The sequence below is a fragment of the Leifsonia sp. NPDC080035 genome, assembly GCF_040050925.1.
GTDB lineage: Bacteria > Actinomycetota > Actinomycetes > Actinomycetales > Microbacteriaceae > Leifsonia.
Map to the genome: position 1 here is coordinate 118,842 of NZ_CP157390.1, position 20,507 is coordinate 139,348.

The following is a 20,507-nucleotide window of genomic DNA, read 5'->3' on the forward strand; positions in this document are numbered from 1 at the left end:
TCAGGCGCGGGCGACGATGTGGAAGACGTGCCAGTGCTTGGGGCCCTCGAACGACATCCCGCGACGGTCGTCCTCGGCGAGCGTGAGCACGTCCATGCCGGCGAGCATCCCCTCCACTCCGGCGCGGTCGTGGAAGTTCATGCCGGGACGGCCGAACCACTCGTCGTGCGGGCCGAACAGCTCACCGGCGAACAGACCGCCGGGGTTGAGCGCGTCGCGGATGTCCGCCCAGAGGTACGGGAAGTGCCCCGGCTCGCAGAACGGCAGGGCGAAGCCGGCGTAGACCAGGTCGGCCGCCGGCAGCTCGCCGAGTGACTCGAACGGGGCGCTCCGTGCCTCGACACGGGCCGCATCCGCTGGGGACAGTCCGGAGAGGACCCTATCCGCGACCCCCTCGTCGGCGTCGACCGCGAGCACCCGCCAGCCGCGCTCGGCGAGCGCACGCGTCTCGACGCCGTCACCGCAGCCGAGGTCGATCGCGAAGCCGGGGGCGTCGTCCCACGCGTCCAGTGCGGTCTCGAACGTCGGACGCACGCCGCGGCCGCCCTGCTTCTCGTAGAACTGCGACCAGTCGAACGCCATGCCTGCGAGCCTACGCGCGGGAAGCGGCGCGCGGGGAAGCGCGCCGGGTTGCGCGCTGGCTAAGATCGGCGAGTGGATCCCGCGCCTCCCTCGCCCCGCATCGCCGTGCTCGGCCCGGTGCTCGTCGAGGACCGCGCCGGGCGGCTGAGCGAGCCGGCGGGAGCGCTCGGCAAGAGCCTGATCGTCGCGCTCGTGCTCGCGCGCGGCGGCCTCTCCGTCTCCTCCCTCGTCTCCGACCTGTGGGACGACGCACCGCCCCGGCAGGAGCGCGCGGCACTGCAGACGCTCGTCTCGCGCGTCCGGACCGCGAGCGCCGACGGCCTGCTCACCTCGACACCGAGCGGGTATGCGCTCGCCGTGGAGCCGGAGGACACCGACCTCGGGCTGGCGCGGCGCTGCGCCGAGGCCGCCCGCGACGCCGAGGCCGCCGGGGATGCGGCCGCCGCCGTGCGCGCGGCGAGCGACGGACTCGCGCTCTGGCGTGGCGAGCCGGGCCGCGAGCTCGGCGGCAGCCCCTTGGCGTCCGAGCTTGCGGCCACCGCCGCCGCGCTCCGCTCGGAGCTGCTGCTGCTGCGCGCCCGGGCGCACCGCGCGACGGGGGACGCGACCGCCGCCCTGGCCGACCTGCAGCCGCTGGTCGCGGAGAACCCGCTGAACGAGACGCTGCAGCTGGAACGGATGCGCGCGCTGGCCGCAGCGGGCCGGCGCAGCGAGGCACTGCTCGCGTTCGCCGAGGTGAAGGAGGCGCTCCTCGACCGGCTGGGGACCCGTCCAGGGCCGGCACTCGTCGCCTTCAACGCCGAGCTGCTCGCGGAGGACGACGACCGCGAGGCCGCCGCGCCCCGCCGCGTGCGGATCGGGCTGCGCACCGCGCCGAACGAGCTGATCGGCCGCGAGTACGACCTGCAGGCCGTGGAGGACCTGGTCGCGACGTCCAGACTGACGACCGTGCTCGGCGCCGGCGGTCTCGGCAAGACCCGGCTGGCGCAGGAGGTCGGTCGCCGCGCGGTGCACACTCCCGCGGTCATCGTGGTCGAGCTGGCCAGCGTGCGCACCGGGGAGGACCTCTCGCTGGCGTTCGCCTCCACCCTCGGCATCCGGGAGGCGCGCACCGCACGCCCGAACGAGCCGGGCGCGATGCTGGATCTGCGCTCGCGCATCCTCGGCGTCCTCTCCGAGCGCGAGACGCTGCTGATCGTCGACAACTGCGAGCACATCGTGGATGCGGCGGCCGCGTACATCTCGGACGTCCTCGACTCCACGGCCGGCGTCCGGGTCCTCGCCACCAGTCGCGCGCCGCTCGCCATCGGCGCAGAACGCGTCTACGCCCTCGAACCGCTGCCCGCCGAGGCGGACGGCCCTGCCGTCGCGCTGTTCACCGAGCGCGCCCGCGCTGCGCGACCCGGGGTCGTGCTGCCGCCGGACGCCGTCGCCCGGCTCTGCTCGCGGCTCGACGGGCTTCCGCTTGCGATCGAGCTCGCGGCGGCGCGCACGCGGTCCATGTCGGTCGAGGAGGTCGAGCGGCGGCTGGGGAACCGGTTCGCGCTGTTGACCGGCGGCGAGCGCACCGCTCCCGAACGGCATCGCACCCTCTTCGCCGTGATCGACTGGAGCTGGAACCTCCTCGGCTCCTCGGAGCAGCGCCTGCTCCGCCGGCTCTCCCGCTTCCCGGACGGCTTCAGCGCCGAGGCGGCCGAAGCGGTCGCCGGGACAGGCGCCGACTCGGTGCTCGACGACCTGGACGCGCTGGTGGCGCAGTCCCTCGTCGGCGTGAGCGAGGACCCGGACACCGGCATCCTGCGGTACCGGATGCTGGAGACCGTCCGCGAGTTCGGCGACCGTGAGCTGGAGGCGGCGGGCGACGGCGCCGAGGTGCTCGAGGGGATGGACGAGTGGGCGATCGCGTTCTCTCGGGACGCACTCGCCCGCATGCACGGCCACGAGCAGGTGGCGACATTCGGCAGGGTCACCGCCGAGCAGGACAACCTCGTCGGCGTGCTGCGCTCGGCGCTCGACGGCGGCAGGCCGCGCACGGTCGCGTCCGTCTTCGCTCTGCTCGCCTATTACTGGTCGCTGCGCAGCGCGCACTCCGAGGTGCTCGGCTTCGGCGCCACGGTCCTCCAGGCCCTGGAGGGCTGGCAGCCGGAGGACGCGGATCGCGATGCGGCGGCCGCCTGCTACACGATGATCGGCGGCACGTTCCTGTTCGCGGGGCTCCGCACGGCCGTCCGCGCCATCGTGCGGCTGAAGCGCCTGAGCCGCGGGCGCCCGTTCACGGACGCCCGCCTGTCGGCGATCGCCGGCCTGGTGATGGCGGCCGGGCACGTGGAGCCGGGGCTGCGACTGCTGGAGGAGTACAGCAGGTCGAGCGACCCGGAGCAGGCGGCGATGGGCAACCTCCTGACCGGGCAGCTGCAGGAGAACGCGGGCGAGCTCGATACGGCGCTGGAGACCGCGGGGCGCGCCTACCGCTTCGCGGTCGAGGCCGGCGACACCTGGTCGATGGCCACGGCGGCGCAGGGCATCGCCCAGCTGCACAGCCAGCTCGCGCATCCGGCCGAGGCGCTGGAGTGGGCAGAGCGTGCGCACGAGGGCATCGTGCTACTGCAGGCGACGGGCGACCTGCGGCAGCTGGACTGGTTGATCGCGATCAACTCGATCGCCGAGGGCGACCTCGCGCGCGGCAGGGCGCTGCTGGAGAACTACCTGACGGACGACGTCGACCGCACGGGGTTCGACTACGTCGACTACTACGGCATCGGCTACTCGGGGATGGCGGAGATCGCGCTGGCCGAGGGCGATCTGGCGGAGGGCGTCCGGCTCTACGGCGAGGCGATCGGCGTGTACACCGACGAAGCGGTCGCCGAGCGCGAGGTGGTCGCGAACCCGTGGCTGACCATCCTCGGCACGGCCGACGTCGCGGCCCGGTTGCGCGCCCACGAGGAGCAGCCGGGCGTCGTGGACCGCGCGGAGACCGACGAGCACGCCCGCCGGCTGCGGCTGCGGGTCCTGGTGGGCTCCCGGCTGAACCCCAGTTACCTGGACAAGCCGGTGGTCGGCACCGGCCTGATCGGCTACGCGATCTGGATGCTCGACCCGGCGACCGCCGCATCCCGAGACGCCGACTGGGTCGCGGCCGGGCTGGAGCTGTTCGCGCTGGCGTCCCGGTCGAGCTCCCGGCAGGACCTGCCGACGCTGAACCGCGAGCGGCTGGCGGAGCGCATCCGCCGCGTCCACGGCGACGCGGGACTCGAGGCCGCGCTCACCGCCGTCGAGGCGCTCTCCCGCGAGGAGGCGGCGACCCGCGGCCTCGCCCTCCTCTCCTCCGTCCGCGCGTAGCCGCTGGCCCTCGGCGCCGCCGCTGGCCGGCGAGCACAGGAAAAAGGTCACGAATCCGGGCGGTTCGCGACACTTCTCCTGTGCTCGGCGGCCCAGCCGGCGTCCGGCCGCCGTCCGAGCGCGCGAAGCGGCCGCCGCTCCCCCTCCGCAGGGGTGCGACGGCCGCCGTCCGGGAGCGGGAGGCTAGGCCTTCCGCATGTAGGCGCGCACCGTGAGCGGCGCGAACACCGCGACGATGACCGCGGCGCCGAGCAGCGCCCACCAGCCGTCGGCGCCGAAGGTGCCGTTGTTGGCGAGGTCGCGGACCGCCGTGACCAGGTGCGAGACCGGGTTGACGTTCACGAACGACTGCAGCCAGTCCGGCATCGTGTCCACCGGCACGAACGCGTTCGAGAAGAACGTCAGCGGGAACAGCACCAGGAACGAGATGCCCTGGACCGATCCCGCCGTGCGGGCGATCACGCCGAAGAAGGCGAAGATCCAGCTGATCGCCCACGCCGAGACGATCACGAGCAGTCCGGCGAGGATGACGAAGCCGAGGCCGGCCGCGGGCCGGTAGCCCATGAAGAAGCCGGTGATGAAGGTGATCGCGGTGGCGATCGCGTAGCGCAGCGTGTCGGCGAGCAGCGCACCGGAGAGCGGCGCGATGCGGGCGATCGGCATGGATTTGAAGCGGTCGAACACGCCCTTGTCCATGTCCTCGCGCAGCTGGACGCCGGTGACGACGGAGGTCGTGATGACGGTCTGCGCCAGGATGCCGGGGATCAGCGCGGGCAGGTAGTTCTGCACGTTGCCCGCGATCGCGCCGCCGAACAGCAGCGCGAACATCAGCGTGAAGATGATCGGCTGCAGCGTGACGTCGAAGAGCTGCTCCGGCGTCCGCTTGATCTTCAGCAGCCCGCGGCGGGCCATGGTCAGGGTGTTCGCCAGCGTCTGGGAGAGGCTGACGTGGTTCTTGAGGTTCCGCTCCGACGGCGGCGTGATGGTGGCGATGGCGCTCATGCCCGGACTCCTTCCGATGCGACGGACTTCTCGTCGCCGGCGGACTCGTCCGCCGTCTCCTCTTCGACGCCGTGACCGGTGAGGGTGAGGAACACCTCGTCGAGGGTCGGCTTCTGGACGGACATCTCCGCCAGGTGGATGCCCGCCTCGCGGAACGTGACGAACAGGTCGGTGACCGCGTCCGCGTCGCGCATCGGCGCGGTGAGGCGCGAGCCCTCCGGGGAGACGACCGCCTCGACGCCGAGCACCGCGGAGATCGCCCTGCGGGCGTCCTCGATGTCGGCGGGGTCGGTGAGCCGCAGCTGCAGCGAGGAGTCGCCGACGGAGGACTTCAGTTCGTCGCCGGTGCCCTCGGCGACGACGCGGCCGCGGTCGATGACCGCGATGCGGTCGGCCAGCTGGTCGGCCTCGTCCAGGTACTGCGTGGTGAGCAGCACGGTGGAGCCGGTGGCGACCAGGCGGCGGATGGTGTCCCACATCTGCGCGCGGGTGCGCGGGTCGAGGCCGGTCGTCGGCTCGTCGAGGAAGATGAGGGGCGGCTGGGCGATGAGGCTCGCGGCCAGGTCGAGGCGGCGGCGCATCCCGCCGGAGAACTTCTTCAGCGGGCGCTTCGCCGCCTCGGTCAGCCCGAACTCCTCGAGCAGCTCCGCGGTCTTCCGCTTCGCCTCGCGGCCGCTCAGGCCGAGCAGCCTCCCGAAGATCATCAGGTTCTCGTTGGCGGAGAGCGTCTCGTCGACGGACGCGAACTGGGCCGTGACGCCGAGGAGCTGCCGGACGATCTGCTGCTCCCTCCGGATGTCGTGACCGAAGATGTAGGCATCCCCGCCGTCCGGCCGGAGCAGGGTGGCGAGCATAGAGATGGTGGTGGTCTTCCCGGCGCCGTTCGGCCCGAGGACGCCGTAGACGGTGCCGGCGCGGACGTTCAGGTCGACGCCGTCGACCGCGCGGTTGTCGCCGAAGACCTTGACGAGCCCGTGGGCTTCGACGGCCCACTCGGTGCGTGAAGTCATGGTGGTCCTTCCTGGGTGGATGGGTACTCTGCGATGCTGCCGGGTCGCCCTTACACCGCCCTCACACCCCGCTTACACCCCCCGCCCCCGCGTGTAAGCGGCCGTAAGCAGCCGCCGAGTACGCGGATTCTCTACGTACTCGCGTGCTTTCGCGCGACTTTCTGCGCACTCGGCGGCGTGGCGGTGCGGGTCAGACGGTGCGGGTCAGGCGGCGCGTCGGGCGGCGGCGAGGAGGCCGGGCCGGTCGACGCCGGCGAGCGTGAGCGCACGCGGGACCGTGCCGAGCTCGAGGGCGAAGAGGCCGGCGAGCAGGTCGATCTCGGCGGAGCGCTGGCGACGCTGGGCCGCGGCGGCCTTGTGGGCGCGCACGAGCACGTCCTTGGCGGATGCCCCCCAGCGCGGACGCGTCACCCGTGGAGAGGCGACGAGGCGCTCGGCGGGCAGCGGCTCGACGCCGGCGACGCGTAGGCTCGCCGCGCGCTCGGCGGAGAGGGCGGCGTCGACCCCGGCTGTGTCGAGTCCCGCCTGGGCGAGGACGGCCTGGACGGGCGAGTCCTCCGCCGTGGTGAGGGCGAGGAGCAGGTGCTCGGCCTCGACGAGCGAGGCGTTGCGGTTCTGCGCCTCCGCGACGGCGCGGACGATGAGCTCTCGCAGCCGCCGGGAGAGCGGCTGCCCTGGGGCGTTGTTGGCGGTGCCGGGGGTGGTCTCAGACATTGCGTCTCCTCAGGACGACGCCGGCCGCGGCGACGCGGCGCAGGTGCTTCTTGTGGACGGCCTGGCGGGTGATGCCGAGCGCGTCGGCGATCTGCGACCAGGTCCAGCCCTCGCGCAGCGCGCGCTCGACCTCGGCGTCTTCGAGACGGTCGGCCAGCTCGCGCAGCGCGATGACGGCGGCGAGGCCGTCCGCGGGGCCGCCCAGCGGATCCGGCGTGCTGGTTGGTGGGGTCATACAAGCAACCATAGTTGCCTATTTCGATTTGTCAACCGAGGTTGCTCGTTTCGTCGAGCCATGCGCCGCCTCCCCGCTCCCGCTTCGTCACGAATGGGCGCCGGTCGTGACGAACCCCGCACATTCGTGACGAATGGATGCGACACCGAGCGACGAACAAGTGGGGCCATCCGCTCCCATCAGTCGCCCCCGGAGCCGCGCAGGAATCGTGCGCGGATGCGCGCCGTGACGCCGGAATCGCGCGTAGCACGCGACGTAGACTGGAGAAGTGACAGCGTACGTCTCCGCCTTCGACCTGTTCTCGATCGGCATCGGCCCCTCGAGTTCGCACACCGTCGGACCCTTGCGGGCCGCCAAAGCGTTCGCGGACCGGCTGGTCGAGCAGGGCATCGTCGACCGCGTCGACCAGGTCACCTGCACCCTCTACGGCTCCCTCGGCTCGACCGGGATCGGCCACGGAACGCCGGACGCCGTCGTCGCCGGGCTCCGCGGTCTGGTCCCGGAGAACTGCCGGCCGGAGGACGTCCGCGGCGCGTGGTCGGACCTCGGCGACGACGGGACGCTGCTGCTCGCGGCGGTGCGCAGCATCCCCCTCTCCCGGGCAGACATCGACTTCGAACCGCGCACCCGGCTGCCCGGACACCCGAACGCCCTGACCCTGCGCGCGTGGGGCCGCTCCGCCGACGGCTCCCGCGAGCCGCTGCCGCTGTTCGAGGAGACCTACTACTCCATCGGCGGCGGCTTCATCCGCCGCGACGGCGAGGAGGCGGAGCTCGCGGCGCGCGCGTCCCACCCGCTCCCCTACGACTCCGCCGTCGAACTGCTGGACATCTGCGCGCGGCTCGACATCCCGATCTGCGAAGTGGCCCGCCGGAACGAGGTGGCACTGCACGGCGCGGAGGCGACCGACGCCCGGCTCGACCTGATCTGGGAGGCGATGGCCGAGTGCGTCTCGCGCGGGCTCGCGGGCGACGGGACGCTTCCGGGCGGTCTCGGCGTCAAGCGCAGGGCCGCGGCGATGCGCGAGCACCTGGAGAGCGTGCAGGACGACCCGGGCCGCGCGACAGCGCTGGAGTGGCTGCACGCGTTCGCGCTGGCCGTCAACGAGGAGAACGCGTCGGGCGGCCGTGTCGTCACGGCGCCCACCAACGGCGCGGCCGGGATCGTGCCCGCCGTCGCGCACTACTACCTGCGCTTCGTGCCGGGCGCCTCCCTCGACGGCATCCGCAAGTATCTGCTGACCGCGACCGCGATCGGCTCCCTCTTCAAGGCCAACGCCTCCATCTCCGGCGCCGAGGGCGGCTGCCAGGCCGAGGTCGGCTCGGCGTGCGCCATGGCGGCCGGTGCGCTGTGCGCCGTGCTCGGCGGCACGCCGCACCAGGTCGAGAACGCGGCGGAGATCGCGATGGAGCACCACCTCGGCCTCACCTGCGACCCCGTGGGCGGCCTGGTGCAGATCCCGTGCATCGAGCGCAACGCCATCGCGTCGTCCACCGCCGTCTCCGCCGCCCGGCTCGCGCTGCACGGCGACGGCTCCCACCTCGTCTCGCTGGACACCGTCATCGAGACCATGCGGCAGACCGGGCTGGACATGTCCACCAAGTACAAGGAGACGAGCGAGGGCGGGCTCGCCGTCAACGTCATCGAGTGCTGACCCGGCCGGGCGCGCAGCGGCCCAGCGGGCGCGCGACGACAGGCCGGCGTCGCGCCGGCGTCGCGTTACGCCGGGTTGCGGCGCCCGTGGGCGGCGTCGGGGGTCGCCGCTAGCTTGGTGCGCATGAGCCACGAAGCAGAGCAGACCCGGCAGACCGCGACCGCGACACCGACCGCGACGGCATCGGCGATCGACGCCGGCATCGCCGGCCCCCTGGTCTCCACGCAGTGGCTCGCCGACCACCTGGGGGCGGAGGGCCTGGTCGTCCTCGACGCGAGCGTCGTCCCCGCGACCGGCGCCGACGGCCGCCCGACCTACGGCAGCGGACGCCTCCGGCACGAGGAGGCGCACATCCCGGGTGCACGGTTCGCCGACCTCCTCCGCGCGTTCAGCGACCCGGACGCCGAGCACCCGTTCACCCGGCCGACTGCGGGGGCGTTCGCCGCCGCGGCGACGGCGGCGGGCGTCGGGCCGGACACCACGGTCGTCGTCTACGACGGCGCGGTCGGGCAGTGGGCGTCACGGCTGTGGTGGCTGTTCCGCTCATTCGGGCACGACCGCGTCGCGGTGCTCGACGGCGGCTCGGTCGCGTGGACCGCGGAGGAGCGCCCGGTGGAGTCGGGGCTCGCCGCCTCCGTGCCCGCCGACGTCCCGTTCGCCGCCGAGGAGCGCGACGGATTCTGGAGCGACAGGACCGATGTCGAGGCCATCCTGAGCGGCGAGCGACCCGCGACCCTGATCTGCGGGACGCCGCCGCGCGACTTCGCCGCACGCCACATCCCCGGCAGCATCAGCACGCCCGCCGTGCGCCTGGTGGACCGCGCGACGAACACCTTCCTGCCGCGCGCCGAGCTGCGCGCGGTCTTCGCGGACGTGCTCGCCTCGCCGGATCCGGTGATCGCGTACTGCGGAGCCGGCATCGCCGCCGCCGCGGACGCGCTCGCTCTCGCCCTGCTCGGCCGCGACGACGTCACCGTCTACGACGGCTCGCTGAGCGAGTGGGTGTCCGATCCGGCCGCTCCGCTCGCGAGCGTGGCGGCGTAGCGGCATCGCCGCACCCCGGGGTTGCGGCGTCCCCGCCGATTGCTGACACTTCACCGAATCCAGGGGACGCTCAGCCGGGCGCGACGTAGGCTCGCAGCATGAGCCTGATGGACATCCCGTTCCACACCATCGACGGCGAACCCACCTCCCTCGCGCAGTACGCGGGCAAGGTCGTCCTCGTCGTCAACGTCGCCTCGCGCTGCGGACTCGCACCGCAGTACGAGAAGCTGGAGCGCCTGCAGGAGACGTACGGCGCCCGCGGCTTCACGGTGATCGGCTTCCCGAGCAACCAGTTCCTGCAGGAGCTGAGCTCGACGGACGCCATCAAGGAGTACTGTTCCACCACCTGGGGAGTCACGTTCCCGATGATGGAGAAGGTCCGGCTGAACGGCCGGTCGGCGCACCCGCTCTACGCGGAGCTGACGACGCACCCGGACGCCGAGGGCAAGGCCGGCAAGATCAAGTGGAACTTCGAGAAGTTCGTGATCACGCCGGATGGCGCCGTGCACCGGTTCCGCCCGACGACGGAACCGGACGATCCGGCGATCGTGGGGCTGATCGAGGAGTCGCTGCCGGCGGTCGCCTGAGCGCTCCAGGCGTGCGGGCGCTCACGCCCGGCGGAACCAGCGGCCACCGACGCGCTCGGTGAGCCGCCAGGAGCCGGTCTCGGCCAGCCGGTCGATGCCGCGCACGGTGTGCAACGCCACCGCGAGCGCGTCATCCAGCCGGTCCGCGGTGAACCGCACGGTGATGCGGGCCTCCCCGGCCACCACATCCACACTCGTCGCCTCCACCACGGCGACCTGCGCCGCGGCCTCGGCCGCCGCCGGCTCGATGGAGGGCGCCGGAACACCGGCGTGAAGACGTCCGACGGGGACCACTACACGGAACGAAGGCACGCGTCGAGCCTACGGCGATCCGCCGACGGCCGGCGTACGCTGACACGAGCATCGAAGGGGGTGCGCAGATGCACACCGAACCACTGGACACCGCGAGCCTGCGACTCAGCGAGCTTCCACTGAGCGAGGGCGCCCTGGCCGACCTCGCGCGCCTGCTGGACGAGCGCGAGCACGGCAGGCTGGCAGAATCGGAGCACATCGCGGAGTCGCTCGGCTCGCTGCTGTCGTCGCGGTCGGAGTCGACGGCGGACGACGAGCACGACCCCGAGGGTCCGACGCTGAGCTCGGAGTGGAGCCGGTTGCAGGCGCTGCGCACCGACGCGGTCGACGATCTGGCGGCGATCGAGGCCGCACGCGAACGGATGCGCGACGGCGTCTACGGGGTCTGCGTGCACTGCGGACGGCAGATCGGCGAGGCGCGCCTGCGCGCCCGGCCGACCGCCGAGCTGTGCATCTCCTGCGCCGTGGCCGCCGAGCGCTGAGCGCCGAGCGGGTAGCGCCGAGCGGCGCGGTTCGCCCGGGGTGTCAGCTGGGCGTGCGTGACGCCCGGTAGACGGCTTCCGTCCTGGTCGAGGCGCCGACCTTGCGCAGGATGCTGGACACGTGGACGCTCGCCGTCTTCGCGCTGATGAACAGCCGCTCGCCGATCTGCTTGTTGCTGAGGCCCTGCTCGATCAGCGCGAGCACCTGCTCCTCCCGCTCGGTGAGCGGGGCCGCCGTGCCGGGGGCGGCGGAGCCGGTCGTGCGGTGCCCTCGCGCGAGGCTGAGCTCGTCGGCCGCCGTCACGAGCAGGCCGAAGCCGAATCGCTCTGCCTCGTGGCGGCCCGCGTCGACGAGGCGCTCGGCGCGCGGCCGGTCGCCGGCGAGGAGGGCGACGCGTGCGGCGCGGATGAGCGCGTACGGGCGCAGGTGCGCCGGCGCGAGGGACGACTCGGTGGCGGCGATCGCCGCATCCCATGCCGGCGCGGGCTCGGGAGCGTCCTCGGCGCCACTCGCCGCGACGGCGGTCGCCAGCTCCGCCCGGATCACGGGACCCCACGCCACCGCCGTCGGCCAGGACGAGACGGCGGCGAGCACGGCCTCCAGCCGCGTGGACTGCGCCGCGACGTCGAGCCGTTCACCGTTTAGCGGCGTCCGGGCGACGGCCGCGTCCGCGAGGGCGCGCGCCGCCGCGGCGAGCACGGGCAGTTCGTAGGCGGGGACGACGCCGTGACCTTCCGCGAGCACGGAGGCGGACTCCTCCCACGCGGCCGCGTGGTCGCCGCGAGCGAGCGCCAGCTCGGCGGCGAGCCGGGCGACGCCGAGCTCCGACTGGGCCTCGCGCTGTGCCATCGCCCGGAACCCGGACTGCCAGCGCCGGAACAGCAGCTCCGCGCGCTCGCTCTCGCCGCGCCAGAGCGTGAGCCAGAGCTTCATCCGCTGCAGGTGCGCCCGGAAGCTCGGCGGTGGGTCGAGCGCGAGAGCGGGGTCGAGCAGCGCCTCGGCACGCGCCAGCTCGCCGAGGGCGAGCAGCGGCTCCACTGTGTTGGAGGACAGGATGACGCCGGAGGTGCGCTCGACGCCGCGCGCCCGCGCCTTGCGGACGCCGGCCTCGGCGATCCGCACCGCCTCCTCGTGACGGCCGAGCCCGTTCAGGGCGTCGGATGCGTTCACGGCATAGCGCAGGGACGCCGCCGGCTCCATCCCTGCGAGGCGTCGCGCCTCCTCCAGCTCGGCCAGGCCGCTCTCGATGCGTCCGGAGGCGACGAGCGAGCTGCCGCGGATGTTGTGCGCGACCGAGCGCAGCGAGTCCGGCGCCCGTTCGCCCTCGGCGATGGCCTGCGAGGCGACGGCGATCGCGGCGTCGAAGTGCGCCATGAGCATGTGCTCGGCGGCGAGCTCGGCGAGCAGCTGCGGCCGGAGGCCGTCCTCGGCCGGCACCGCGTCCGGCGGGACCACGTCGAGGGCCTCGCGCAGGAGGGCGCCGACGCCGGGCCTGCCCAGGTTGTCCAGGTACTGCGCCTTGTCGCGCAGGAGCCGCGCGTGCTGGGCGGGCGGCAGCTGTGCCGCCTCCGAGAGCGCCACGTTCACGAGCGCCAGCGCGCGCTCGCTGTCGCCGGCGTTGCGGAGCGCGGAGGCGGTCTTCTTCTGCAGGTCGGTGAGGGTGAGGCCGCCGAGCCGTTCGGCGTCGGGCACGCTCCCCCAGAGTTCGAGCGCGCGATCGCCCATCGCGGCCATCGTCGCGTACGCGTAGGAGAGCCGCGCCTCCTCCATGGCCTCCACCGCGGTGACGAACGCGCGCTGCAGATCGTGGGCGGCGAGCCAGTGGGTCGAGAGCTGGAGCGCGGAGCGCTGCGGGCTCTGCTCCAGCGCCTGCGCGTACCGGGTGTGGAACCGGCTGCGCTCCCCCGGCAGCAGGTCGGCGTGCACCGCCTCGCGCACGAGCGCGTGCCGGAACGAGTACTCGGTGGAGTCGGCCGTGAGCACGTTGGCGACGACCGCTTCACGCGCGGCCGCGTCCAGCTCCTCCGGGCTCCCGTCGTAGACCGCGCTGAGCAGGTCGTGCTCGACGCACACCCCGCCTGCAGAGAGCAGCCGCAGCAGTCGCTGCGCCGGGTCGGTGAGCCGCTCGTAGCGGGCGAGCAGGATCTCGCGGAGGGTCTCCGGCAGGTCCTCGCCGGCCACGAGGCCGTCGATGCCTGCGAGCTCCTCCACGAAGAACGGGACGCCCTCGCTCAGCCGGTATACCGTGTCCACGGTCGCCGCGTCCGGCTCGCAGCCGAGGAGTCGCTCCACTAGCGTTGCGACCTGCTCGCGCCCGAGCCGCGCCAGCTCCCAGCGGGTGACGCGGCGGGTGCGCTCCAGCTCGCCCAGGTAGGCGCGCAGCGGGTGCCCGCGCGAGACCTCGTCGCTGCGGTAGCTCAACAGGAAGAGGATGCGGCCGCGGTCGGTCATGCGCACCACGAAGCGCAGCAGTTCGAGCGTGGACGTGTCCGCCCAGTGGATGTCTTCGACCGCGACGACGATCGGCTGCTCGGCGGACAGCGTCTCGAACAGCACGGTGACCAGCTCGTAGAGCCGCTCCGCGCCGGTGCGCGTGGGGACCGCCGACTCGTCGGCGAGCTCGGGCAGCAGCACCGAGAGCACCCCGGCGCCCGGACCGGCCGCCTCGAGCACCGCATCCAGGCCGCGCACCTGCACGAGCCGCCGCAGCACGGCCGCCAGTGGCGCGTACGGCGCACCGTCTCCGCCGAGGTCGACGCAGCGGCCGAGCAGGACCGTGGCCGTCTCCCCCGACTCGGCCAGGAACTCCCCCAGCAGCCGCGACTTGCCGATGCCGGCCTCGCCGCCGATCACGACGGCGCGGGGCTCTCCCCCGGAGGCAACGGCCAGCTCGGCGCGCAGAGCCTCCAGGTCGGGCTCCCGCCCGATCATCGTGGGGCTCGACGCCGGTGACCGCATGGCTTCATCGTGCCATGGACCACCGACATCGGGGGTGCCGTCGCCGTCTGCTCTGCGCAGGGCAGAACGGGCGTCACCGGCCGGCGTGCGCGAGCTCCCGCTCCGGGACCGGGGCGTGCTCCGCGACCCGCGCCGGGACCGGCTCCGCGACCGCCGCGCCGGCGGGCTCGGCGACCGGGGCGCGCCCCGCCGCCGCGGCCGCCCGCTGCGCATCCCGCGCGGCCCGCGCCCTGGCCAGTCGCTTCGCGATCAGCCCTTCCGCGCGCACCTGAAGCAGCTCCTCCACGCGCTCGCGGCGGCGGCGGTCCCGCTCGCGCTCCTGCTCAGCGCGGACGGCGTCCGCCGCACCCACCCGGCCGGTCATGTACTCGTCTGCCAGCATCATCGTCGCTCCCCTTCTCGATGCCTTCTCGTCCTTCGTCACGATCAAGCGTCGTCGCTAAGGCAGGTGCCCTGCATCGGGCAGATGCCCTATTTCCCCCTCCCCTCCCGCCCCGCCCTCATAAGCACGGAACCGACGGCCACGCCCGCCCTCGACAGGCCGGGTCCGCCGGAGCAAGCTGACTGCATGGCAACGATCAACGAACTCCAGCCGCCGTACGCGGTGGGCTACCTCGTCGGGAGCCTCTCCACGGTGTCCATCAACAGGACGCTCGCGAAGGCCCTCCTGCGGCTCGCGCCGCGCGATCTCACGTTCACCGAGATCCCGATCGGCGGACTGCCGCTCTACAACCGCGACTACGACGCGGACTACCCGCAGGTCGCCCGCGACTTCAAGGCGACGATCGCCGCCCAGGACGCGCTGCTCTTCGTGACGCCGGAGTACAACCGATCGATCCCCGGCGCGCTCAAGAACGCGATCGATTGGGCGAGCAGGCCCTACGGGGAGAACGTGATCGCGCGGAAGGCCACCGCGGTGATCGGCGCCTCCAGCGGCGCCATCGGCACCGCCGTCGCCCAGCAGCAGCTGCGCAGCGTGCTGAGCTTCCTGCAGGCGCCGCAGATGAACGCCCCCGAGGCCTACATCCGGTTGACACCCGGCCTCATCACGGAGGAGGGCGACGTCACCGACCCCGGCTCGGAGGAGTTCCTGCGCGGCTTCATGAACGCGTTCTTCGAGTACATCGAGCGCGTGCTCACCGTGGTCCCGAGCCCCCGCTGAGGCGCCGGGTGCTCCTCACGGATGCGTCGGAGCCGCGTGCGCTGCGGCTCGACATCGGCGCCGCGACGGCGGGAGCCGCTCCGGCCGTCACCGTCGAGGCGGTGGACGGCGACCGTTCCTGGACACTGACGGCGCCCGTCCTCACCGTCGAGGAGGCGACGGAGCTTGCCGCCTGGCTCGCCGGCCTGGCCGGCGACCTGACGCTCGGAGCCGACGAGTGGGCGGCGCTGACGTTCACCGAGCCCGTCCTGTCGCTGAGCGGGCGGCGCATCCCCGGCGGCGGGGTCGAGGTGCGGGTCGCCGTGCTCGGGATGCGCGCGCCGGGGGCGCCACCCGGCGACACGACCGATGTCGTCGTCGGACTCCGGCTCACGGACGAGGACGTGCGCGACGCCGCCGTCGCCCTGGCCGGGGAGGCCGCCCGGCGCTCCTGAGCGGCCGCCTGCTCAGCGGGGACACGACACGCCGCGGCGGCCGCGCCGGCACGGCATGTCGCGTCCCCGGAGCGGTCCCGGAGCGGCTCAGCGGCCGCCGGTGCGCTTGCGGTGCCGCTGCGCGACCGCCTGCTCGCCGTAGGGATAGACCTCGGCGCGCGGCTCGCTCGCCTCGTCGAGCGCCGAGCGCTGCTCGTCCGTCAGCTCCAGGTCGGCGGCGCCGAGGTTGTCCTCCAGCTGCTCGACCGTGCGCGCGCCGAGGATCACCGAGGTCACGGCCGGCCGGTCCGCCAGCCAGGCGAGCGCGACCTGGGACATGCTGGCGCCGGTCTGCTCCGACACGGTCTGCACAGCGTCGATGACCGCCCAGGTGTGGGCGTCGGCGTTGCGCGCCTCCCACGCCTCCATCCCGCGCGTCGGGTTCTCGCCGAGCCGGGTGGCGCCGGTCGGCGCCTGGTCCCTGCGGTACTTCCCGCTCAGCCAGCCGCCCGCGAGCGGCGACCAGGGCAGCAGGCCGATGCCCGCGTCCAGCGCCGCAGGCACGACCTCGTGCTCGATGCCGCGCACCAGGAGGCTGTACTGCGGCTGCAGCGTGACCGGCGGAGCCCAGCCGTGCGCCTGCGCGACCGCCGCCGCCTTCGTCAGCTGCCAGCCGAGGTAGTTCGAGAAGCCGTAGTAGGAGATCTTGCCGGCCGTCACGGCGTCGTCGAGGAAGCGCAGCGTCTCCTCGAGCGGGGTGAGGGCGTCGAACGCGTGCAGCTGGTACAGGTCGATGTGGTCGACCCCGAGCCGGCGCAGGGACGCGTCGAGCGCCGCCCGCAGGTGGGTGCGCGAGAGCCCGAGGTCGTTGGGTCCGTCGCCCATCGGGAAGCGGCCCTTCGTGGCGATCACGAGCCGGTCCCTGCTGCCGTGGTTGCGCGCCAGCCAGCGGCCGATGATCGACTCCGAGACGCCGGAACTGTAGACGTCCGCCGTGTCGATGAACGTTCCGCCTCCATCGATGAAGCGGTCGAGGATGGCGTGCGAGGTGCTCTCGTCCGCCTCCGCTCCGAAGGTCATCGTGCCGAGGGCGTACTCCGACACGATCGTTCCGCTGTTTCCGAGATTCCTGAGGTCCATGCTGCGACGCTAGCCCGTACGTCCCGTTTCGCATACCGTTCATCGACGTGAGACTGCTCATCATCTCGGACACGCACCTGCCGAAGCGCGCGAAGGCCCTGCCCGGCGCCGTGCTCGCCGAGGTGGACGCGGCGGACGTCGTCATCCACGCCGGGGACTGGGTGGACGCGGCGACGCTCGACCTGCTGGAGGCGCGCTCCCGCCGGTTGATCGGGGTCTGGGGGAACAACGACGGCACCGAGCTGCGGGCGCGGCTCCCCGAGGTGGCGCGGGCCGAGCTCGGCGGCCTGCGGTTCGCCGTCGTCCACGAGACCGGGCAGGCGACCGGTAGGGAGGTGCGCTGCGATGCGGCGTTCCCGGACACGGACGTGCTCGTGTTCGGCCACTCGCACATCCCGTGGGACACCGTCTCACCTCGCGGGATGCGCCTGCTCAACCCGGGCTCGCCGACGGACCGCCGCCGCCAGCCCGCGTGCACCTATCTCACCGCGGAGGTCGCCGACGGCCGCCTGACCGACGTGCGCCTGGTCGCCCTCCCGCAGACGGCACGGCCCTGACCGCCATCGCTTCCGGAGTTCTTCACGCGACACGCCGACGCTGAGCGGGAACAACTCCGGAACGGATGGCGAGTCAGGCGGGAAGCTGCAGGAAGCCGTCCTGGACGAGGGACCGGATGACGGGGACGAGGTCGGCGCGCAGGGCGTCCTCGTCCACCTCGAGCAGCTGGGCGAGCGCGCCGATGATCGCGGCGACGCTGAGCTCGCCGTCGCAGGCGCCGACCAGTGCCGCGAGGCCCGTGTCCGCCGCGACCACCCGGCCGAACCCGCCGCCCTGCCGCAGCAGGATGGCCGTCGGAGCGTCCGCGCCGGGCCAGAGGTGCCGCTCCTCCGTCACGTCGCCGGCCACTGTGAGCCGCAGCGACCCGAAGGCCGCGTCGTGCAGCGCCGCCTGGGCGTCGTGCGCCGCAAGGCACGCGCCGAGATGCACGCCGAGTCCCGCCTCGTTCGCGCCGAGCGCCCCGTGCATCCGCTCGAAGCGCCGCAGCGTCGGGACGCCCTCCGCGCGGCGCAGCAGCACATAGCCGAAGCCGACCTGCCGCACATCGCGGGCCTCGAAGTCGTCCAGCCAGGCGGACAGCATCGTGTCGAAGCCGGGCGTGCCCTGGCGGGTGCCGCCGTCGCGGATCCAGGTCTCGGCGTACTGCGGCGCGTCCTCGACGTCGCGCTCGATCACCCACGCGTCGAGGGGATGCACGGAGCCGTCGACCCAGCCGCGCACCCGGTCGAACGCGTCGCCGGCGCCGCGGTACTCCCAGTTGCCGAGCAGCTGGGCGACGCCGCCGGGCGTCAGGTGCTCGCCGCATCCCGCGACGAACGCCGCGACGAGCTCGTCGCCGACCATCCCGCCGTCGCGGTACTCGTACGACGGCACGCCCTCAACACGCGGTGTGATGACGAACGGCGGGTTCGAGACGATGTGGTCGAACTGCTCCCCCGTGACCGGCTCGAACATGCTGCCGAGCCGGAAGTCGATGCCCTCGATCCCGTTCAGCTCGGCGTTGAGGGCGGCGAGCAGCAGCGCCCGCTCGGAGATGTCGGTCGCGACCACGCGGCGCGCGTGCCGTGAGGCGTGCAGCGCCTGGATGCCGCAGCCGGTTCCGAGGTCGAGAACGCTCTCGACCGGCCGCTGCAGCATCAGGCCGCTCAGGGTCATCGACGCCCCGCCGACGCCGAGCACGTGGTCCTCCGGCAGCGGACCGCCGATGGCCAGCTCGCCGAGGTCCGAGACGATCCACCACTCGGCCGGCCCGAGCGCATCCACGAAGCTGTACGGCCGCAGGTCGACGGCGGGGGCCACGGCGTCGGCACCCCGTTCGTCGGTGACGAGCCCGAGCGACAGGGCGCCCTCGATTCCGGTCGACGGCAGCGCAGCGATCAGCCTCTCGCGCGGGACCGGCCGCCCGAGCACGAACAGCGCCGCGAGCGTGGCGAGCGGTCCGTCGGCGGACCCGAGGGCCCGCTCGGCCGGGATGCGCTGGCCGCGGTGCAGCGCGGCGGCCGCCTCCGCGCCCCACAGCGCATCGAGACCGTCGACGGTGAAACCGGCGGCGGAGAGGTCGGAACGGAGGGCGGCGACGGCGGGTGAGCTCACGCATCCATTGAAGCAGGAGCAGAATGGGCCTCGTGATCCGCAAGAGGGCGATCGTGACCGGCCAGGTGCAGGGCGTCGGGTTCCGCTGGAGCGCGCGCGAAGAGGCGCACCGCCTCGGCGTCGCGGGCTGGGCGCGCAACCGCGCCGACGGCAGCGTCGAGGTGGAGGTGGAGGGCGAGCCGGACGCCGTGGAGCGCATGCTCGACTGGCTGCGGACCGGCCCTCCCGGAAGCGGCGTCGACACCGTGGAGGTCGCCGACGCCACGGTCGACGGCGACGACGAGTTCCGCATCCGCCAGACGGTCTAGGACTCACCGCGAGCCGTCCCCGGGGTGAGAATGGGGACATGACCCGCGCCACGCTGCTCACCGTCACCGCGCCCACGGGCGACCACGACGCCGGGGACCCCGGCTACGCCATCGCCGACTTCGGTGCACCGCAGGTGCGCATCACCGATCTCGGCATCACCCGCGGCGACGGCGTCTTCGAGACGATCGCCGTCATCGACGGACACCCGCAGGCGCTCGGCCCGCACCTCATGCGCCTGGCGCACTCCGCCGTGCTGCTCGACCTGCCTGAGCCCGCAGAGCACGTGTGGCACGAGGCCGTGCTCGCCGGCATCGCCGACTACCGCACCCGCAACGGCGGTGGGAGCGAGCTATACGCCAAGCTGATCTACACCCGCGGCGTCGAGGGCACCGGCCGGCCGAGCGGATGGATCTTCGTGGACGAGGGCGAGGACTTCCGCACCCAGCGCCTCGGCATCCGCGTCGTCACGCTCGACCGCGGCCTGCGCCACGACGTCGCCGAGACCGCGCCCTGGCTGCTCGCCGGCGCGAAGACCCTCTCCTACGCCGTCAACCGCGCCGCACAGCGCGAGGCCGTCCGGCGGGGCGCGGACGACGTCCTGTTCCTCAGCTCCGACGGGTTCGCACTGGAGGGCCCGACCTCCAACGTCATCGTGCTCTCGGGCGGCATGGTGAGCACGCCGCAGACCGACCAGGGCATCCTCGCCGGGACGACCCAGGCGTCCGTGTTCGAGTTCTTCGAGGCGAAGGGCCTGCGGACGGAGTACCGGCGCATCACGGCGGAGGAGCTCACGACGGCCGACGCGCTCTGGCTGGTCTCGAGCGTCCGGATGGCGGCCCCGATCACCGACCTGGACGGCCGCGCGTACCGCGTCGACGCCGACCTCACCGCGGAGCTGAACCGCTTCCTGCTGTCCCGCACCCACTGAGCCCGGCCGCGGACGCCCGGCCGTTCGGCCGCCGGTAGACACGACGTTACGCCCCGATTCGCGGCCCGGAGGATTCGCCGCTTAGGCTGTACGCACCGTACCGGCGAAGAGGCCGGCGCCACCGACAGCGGAGGGAGGTCGACGTGAGCGAGCAGGTCCCGAGAAGCATCGAAGTGCTGCGTCAGCAGGCGCGCGACGAGCTGTCCGCGATCATCGAGCACCGCTGCCGCGCGGGCGAGGACCCGTGGCACTTCATCCCGGACCTCCCGAGCGTCGACGAACAGGTGGTCATCGCTCTCCGTGCGGGCGCCATCGAGGAGTTCGACCTCGCCGAGGAGCAGTCGCGGGCGCACCATCCCGCCGCCGGACGCGACACCTTCGCGCGCTTCGAGTACGGCGTGCTGCGGCGCATCGCGCTCGAGCATCCCGAGCTGAGCGAGGCCGTCTGGGGCATGCTCGACAAGGTGGAGCGGGCGTAGCAGAC

At 73.3% G+C, this 20,507-nt stretch carries 21 protein-coding genes; 11 read left to right on the forward strand and 10 right to left on the reverse strand.

Going from position 1 to position 20,507, the window contains the following annotated elements; all coding sequences use genetic code 11:
- Complete coding sequence (locus AAME72_RS00605) at positions 1–582, reverse strand: class I SAM-dependent methyltransferase (RefSeq protein ID WP_348788324.1); 582 nt, start codon at positions 580–582, stop codon at positions 1–3.
- A gap of 72 nt (positions 583–654) precedes the next feature.
- Between AAME72_RS00605 and AAME72_RS00610 the strand changes: the two genes are divergently transcribed.
- Complete coding sequence (locus tag AAME72_RS00610; protein ID WP_348788325.1) at positions 655–3,921, forward strand: BTAD domain-containing putative transcriptional regulator; 3,267 nt, start codon at positions 655–657, stop codon at positions 3,919–3,921.
- A 183-nt stretch (positions 3,922–4,104) separates the two neighbouring features.
- Here the strand turns inward: AAME72_RS00610 and AAME72_RS00615 are convergent, their stop codons facing one another.
- The 4 genes from AAME72_RS00615 to AAME72_RS00630 all read right to left on the reverse strand — a co-directional run bounded on the left by AAME72_RS00615 (position 4,105) and on the right by AAME72_RS00630 (position 6,882).
- On the reverse strand, positions 4,105–4,923 hold the full coding sequence (locus AAME72_RS00615; RefSeq protein WP_348788326.1) for an ABC transporter permease: 819 nt from the start codon (positions 4,921–4,923) through the stop codon (positions 4,105–4,107).
- Positions 4,920–5,933, reverse strand: a complete 1,014-nt coding sequence (locus AAME72_RS00620) for an ATP-binding cassette domain-containing protein (protein ID WP_348788327.1) — start codon at positions 5,931–5,933, stop codon at positions 4,920–4,922. The genes AAME72_RS00615 and AAME72_RS00620 overlap by 4 nt, the downstream gene beginning before the upstream one ends.
- A gap of 204 nt (positions 5,934–6,137) precedes the next feature.
- Positions 6,138–6,647 carry a Clp protease N-terminal domain-containing protein gene (locus AAME72_RS00625; RefSeq protein WP_348788328.1) on the reverse strand — a complete coding sequence of 170 codons (510 nt, stop codon included), beginning with the start codon at positions 6,645–6,647 and terminating at the stop codon, positions 6,138–6,140.
- A complete protein-coding gene (locus AAME72_RS00630; RefSeq protein WP_348788329.1) occupies positions 6,640–6,882 on the reverse strand; it encodes a helix-turn-helix domain-containing protein in 243 nt (80 codons plus the stop codon). The genes AAME72_RS00625 and AAME72_RS00630 overlap by 8 nt, the downstream gene beginning before the upstream one ends.
- Positions 6,883–7,150: 268 nt before the next feature.
- Between AAME72_RS00630 and AAME72_RS00635 the strand changes: the two genes are divergently transcribed.
- From AAME72_RS00635 to AAME72_RS00645, 3 genes are all read left to right on the forward strand, one after another.
- Complete coding sequence (locus AAME72_RS00635) at positions 7,151–8,536, forward strand: L-serine ammonia-lyase (RefSeq protein WP_348788330.1); 1,386 nt, start codon at positions 7,151–7,153, stop codon at positions 8,534–8,536.
- A 123-nt stretch (positions 8,537–8,659) separates the two neighbouring features.
- Positions 8,660–9,580, forward strand: a complete 921-nt coding sequence (locus AAME72_RS00640; RefSeq protein WP_348788331.1) for a rhodanese-like domain-containing protein — start codon at positions 8,660–8,662, stop codon at positions 9,578–9,580.
- A 98-nt stretch (positions 9,581–9,678) separates the two neighbouring features.
- Positions 9,679–10,167 carry a glutathione peroxidase gene (locus tag AAME72_RS00645; protein ID WP_348788332.1) on the forward strand — a complete coding sequence of 163 codons (489 nt, stop codon included), beginning with the start codon at positions 9,679–9,681 and terminating at the stop codon, positions 10,165–10,167.
- Between the two features lie 21 nt (positions 10,168–10,188).
- Here AAME72_RS00645 and AAME72_RS00650 read toward each other — a convergent pair whose 3' ends face one another.
- Positions 10,189–10,479 carry a hypothetical protein gene (locus AAME72_RS00650; RefSeq protein WP_348788333.1) on the reverse strand — a complete coding sequence of 97 codons (291 nt, stop codon included), beginning with the start codon at positions 10,477–10,479 and terminating at the stop codon, positions 10,189–10,191.
- A gap of 68 nt (positions 10,480–10,547) precedes the next feature.
- On the opposite strand from AAME72_RS00650, the gene AAME72_RS00655 reads away from it, so the two are divergent.
- On the forward strand, positions 10,548–10,961 hold the full coding sequence (locus AAME72_RS00655; protein WP_348788334.1) for a TraR/DksA family transcriptional regulator: 414 nt from the start codon (positions 10,548–10,550) through the stop codon (positions 10,959–10,961).
- A gap of 43 nt (positions 10,962–11,004) precedes the next feature.
- On the opposite strand, the gene AAME72_RS00660 is transcribed toward AAME72_RS00655, so the two are convergent.
- The gene (locus AAME72_RS00660; RefSeq protein ID WP_348788335.1) at positions 11,005–13,920 is read right to left on the reverse strand and encodes an AAA family ATPase; all 2,916 of its coding nucleotides are present in this window, start codon (positions 13,918–13,920) and stop codon (positions 11,005–11,007) included.
- Positions 13,921–13,993: 73 nt separating this feature from the next.
- On the reverse strand, positions 13,994–14,305 hold the full coding sequence (locus AAME72_RS00665; RefSeq protein WP_348788336.1) for a hypothetical protein: 312 nt from the start codon (positions 14,303–14,305) through the stop codon (positions 13,994–13,996).
- 183 nt (positions 14,306–14,488) lie between these two features.
- Between AAME72_RS00665 and AAME72_RS00670 the strand changes: the two genes are divergently transcribed.
- Together AAME72_RS00670 and AAME72_RS00675 are read left to right on the forward strand one after the other, a co-directional pair.
- Positions 14,489–15,082, forward strand: coding sequence for an NADPH-dependent FMN reductase (locus tag AAME72_RS00670; RefSeq protein WP_348788337.1), 594 nt, complete (start codon positions 14,489–14,491; stop codon positions 15,080–15,082).
- 8 nt (positions 15,083–15,090) lie between these two features.
- Positions 15,091–15,516: a hypothetical protein gene (locus AAME72_RS00675; RefSeq protein ID WP_348788338.1), complete on the forward strand. Its 426-nt coding sequence runs from the start codon at positions 15,091–15,093 to the stop codon at positions 15,514–15,516.
- Between the two features lie 87 nt (positions 15,517–15,603).
- On the opposite strand, the gene AAME72_RS00680 is transcribed toward AAME72_RS00675, so the two are convergent.
- The gene (locus AAME72_RS00680) at positions 15,604–16,635 is read right to left on the reverse strand and encodes an aldo/keto reductase (protein ID WP_348788339.1); all 1,032 of its coding nucleotides are present in this window, start codon (positions 16,633–16,635) and stop codon (positions 15,604–15,606) included.
- Between the two features lie 41 nt (positions 16,636–16,676).
- On the opposite strand from AAME72_RS00680, the gene AAME72_RS00685 reads away from it, so the two are divergent.
- A complete protein-coding gene (locus AAME72_RS00685; protein WP_348790188.1) occupies positions 16,677–17,192 on the forward strand; it encodes a metallophosphoesterase in 516 nt (171 codons plus the stop codon).
- Positions 17,193–17,265: 73 nt separating this feature from the next.
- Here the strand turns inward: AAME72_RS00685 and AAME72_RS00690 are convergent, their stop codons facing one another.
- Entirely contained in the window at positions 17,266–18,786 is a 1,521-nt protein-coding gene (locus tag AAME72_RS00690; RefSeq protein WP_348788340.1) for a methyltransferase, read from the reverse strand.
- A 23-nt stretch (positions 18,787–18,809) separates the two neighbouring features.
- Here AAME72_RS00690 and AAME72_RS00695 point away from each other — a divergent pair, with 23 nt between their 5' ends.
- The 3 genes from AAME72_RS00695 (at position 18,810) to AAME72_RS00705 (ending at position 20,502) form a co-directional block, all read left to right on the forward strand.
- Positions 18,810–19,094, forward strand: a complete 285-nt coding sequence (locus tag AAME72_RS00695; protein WP_348788341.1) for an acylphosphatase — start codon at positions 18,810–18,812, stop codon at positions 19,092–19,094.
- A 38-nt stretch (positions 19,095–19,132) separates the two neighbouring features.
- Positions 19,133–20,023, forward strand: coding sequence for an aminodeoxychorismate lyase (locus AAME72_RS00700; protein WP_348788342.1), 891 nt, complete (start codon positions 19,133–19,135; stop codon positions 20,021–20,023).
- Positions 20,024–20,166: 143 nt separating this feature from the next.
- Positions 20,167–20,502 carry a hypothetical protein gene (locus AAME72_RS00705; protein WP_348788343.1) on the forward strand — a complete coding sequence of 112 codons (336 nt, stop codon included), beginning with the start codon at positions 20,167–20,169 and terminating at the stop codon, positions 20,500–20,502.
- Positions 20,503–20,507 lie beyond the last annotated feature (5 nt).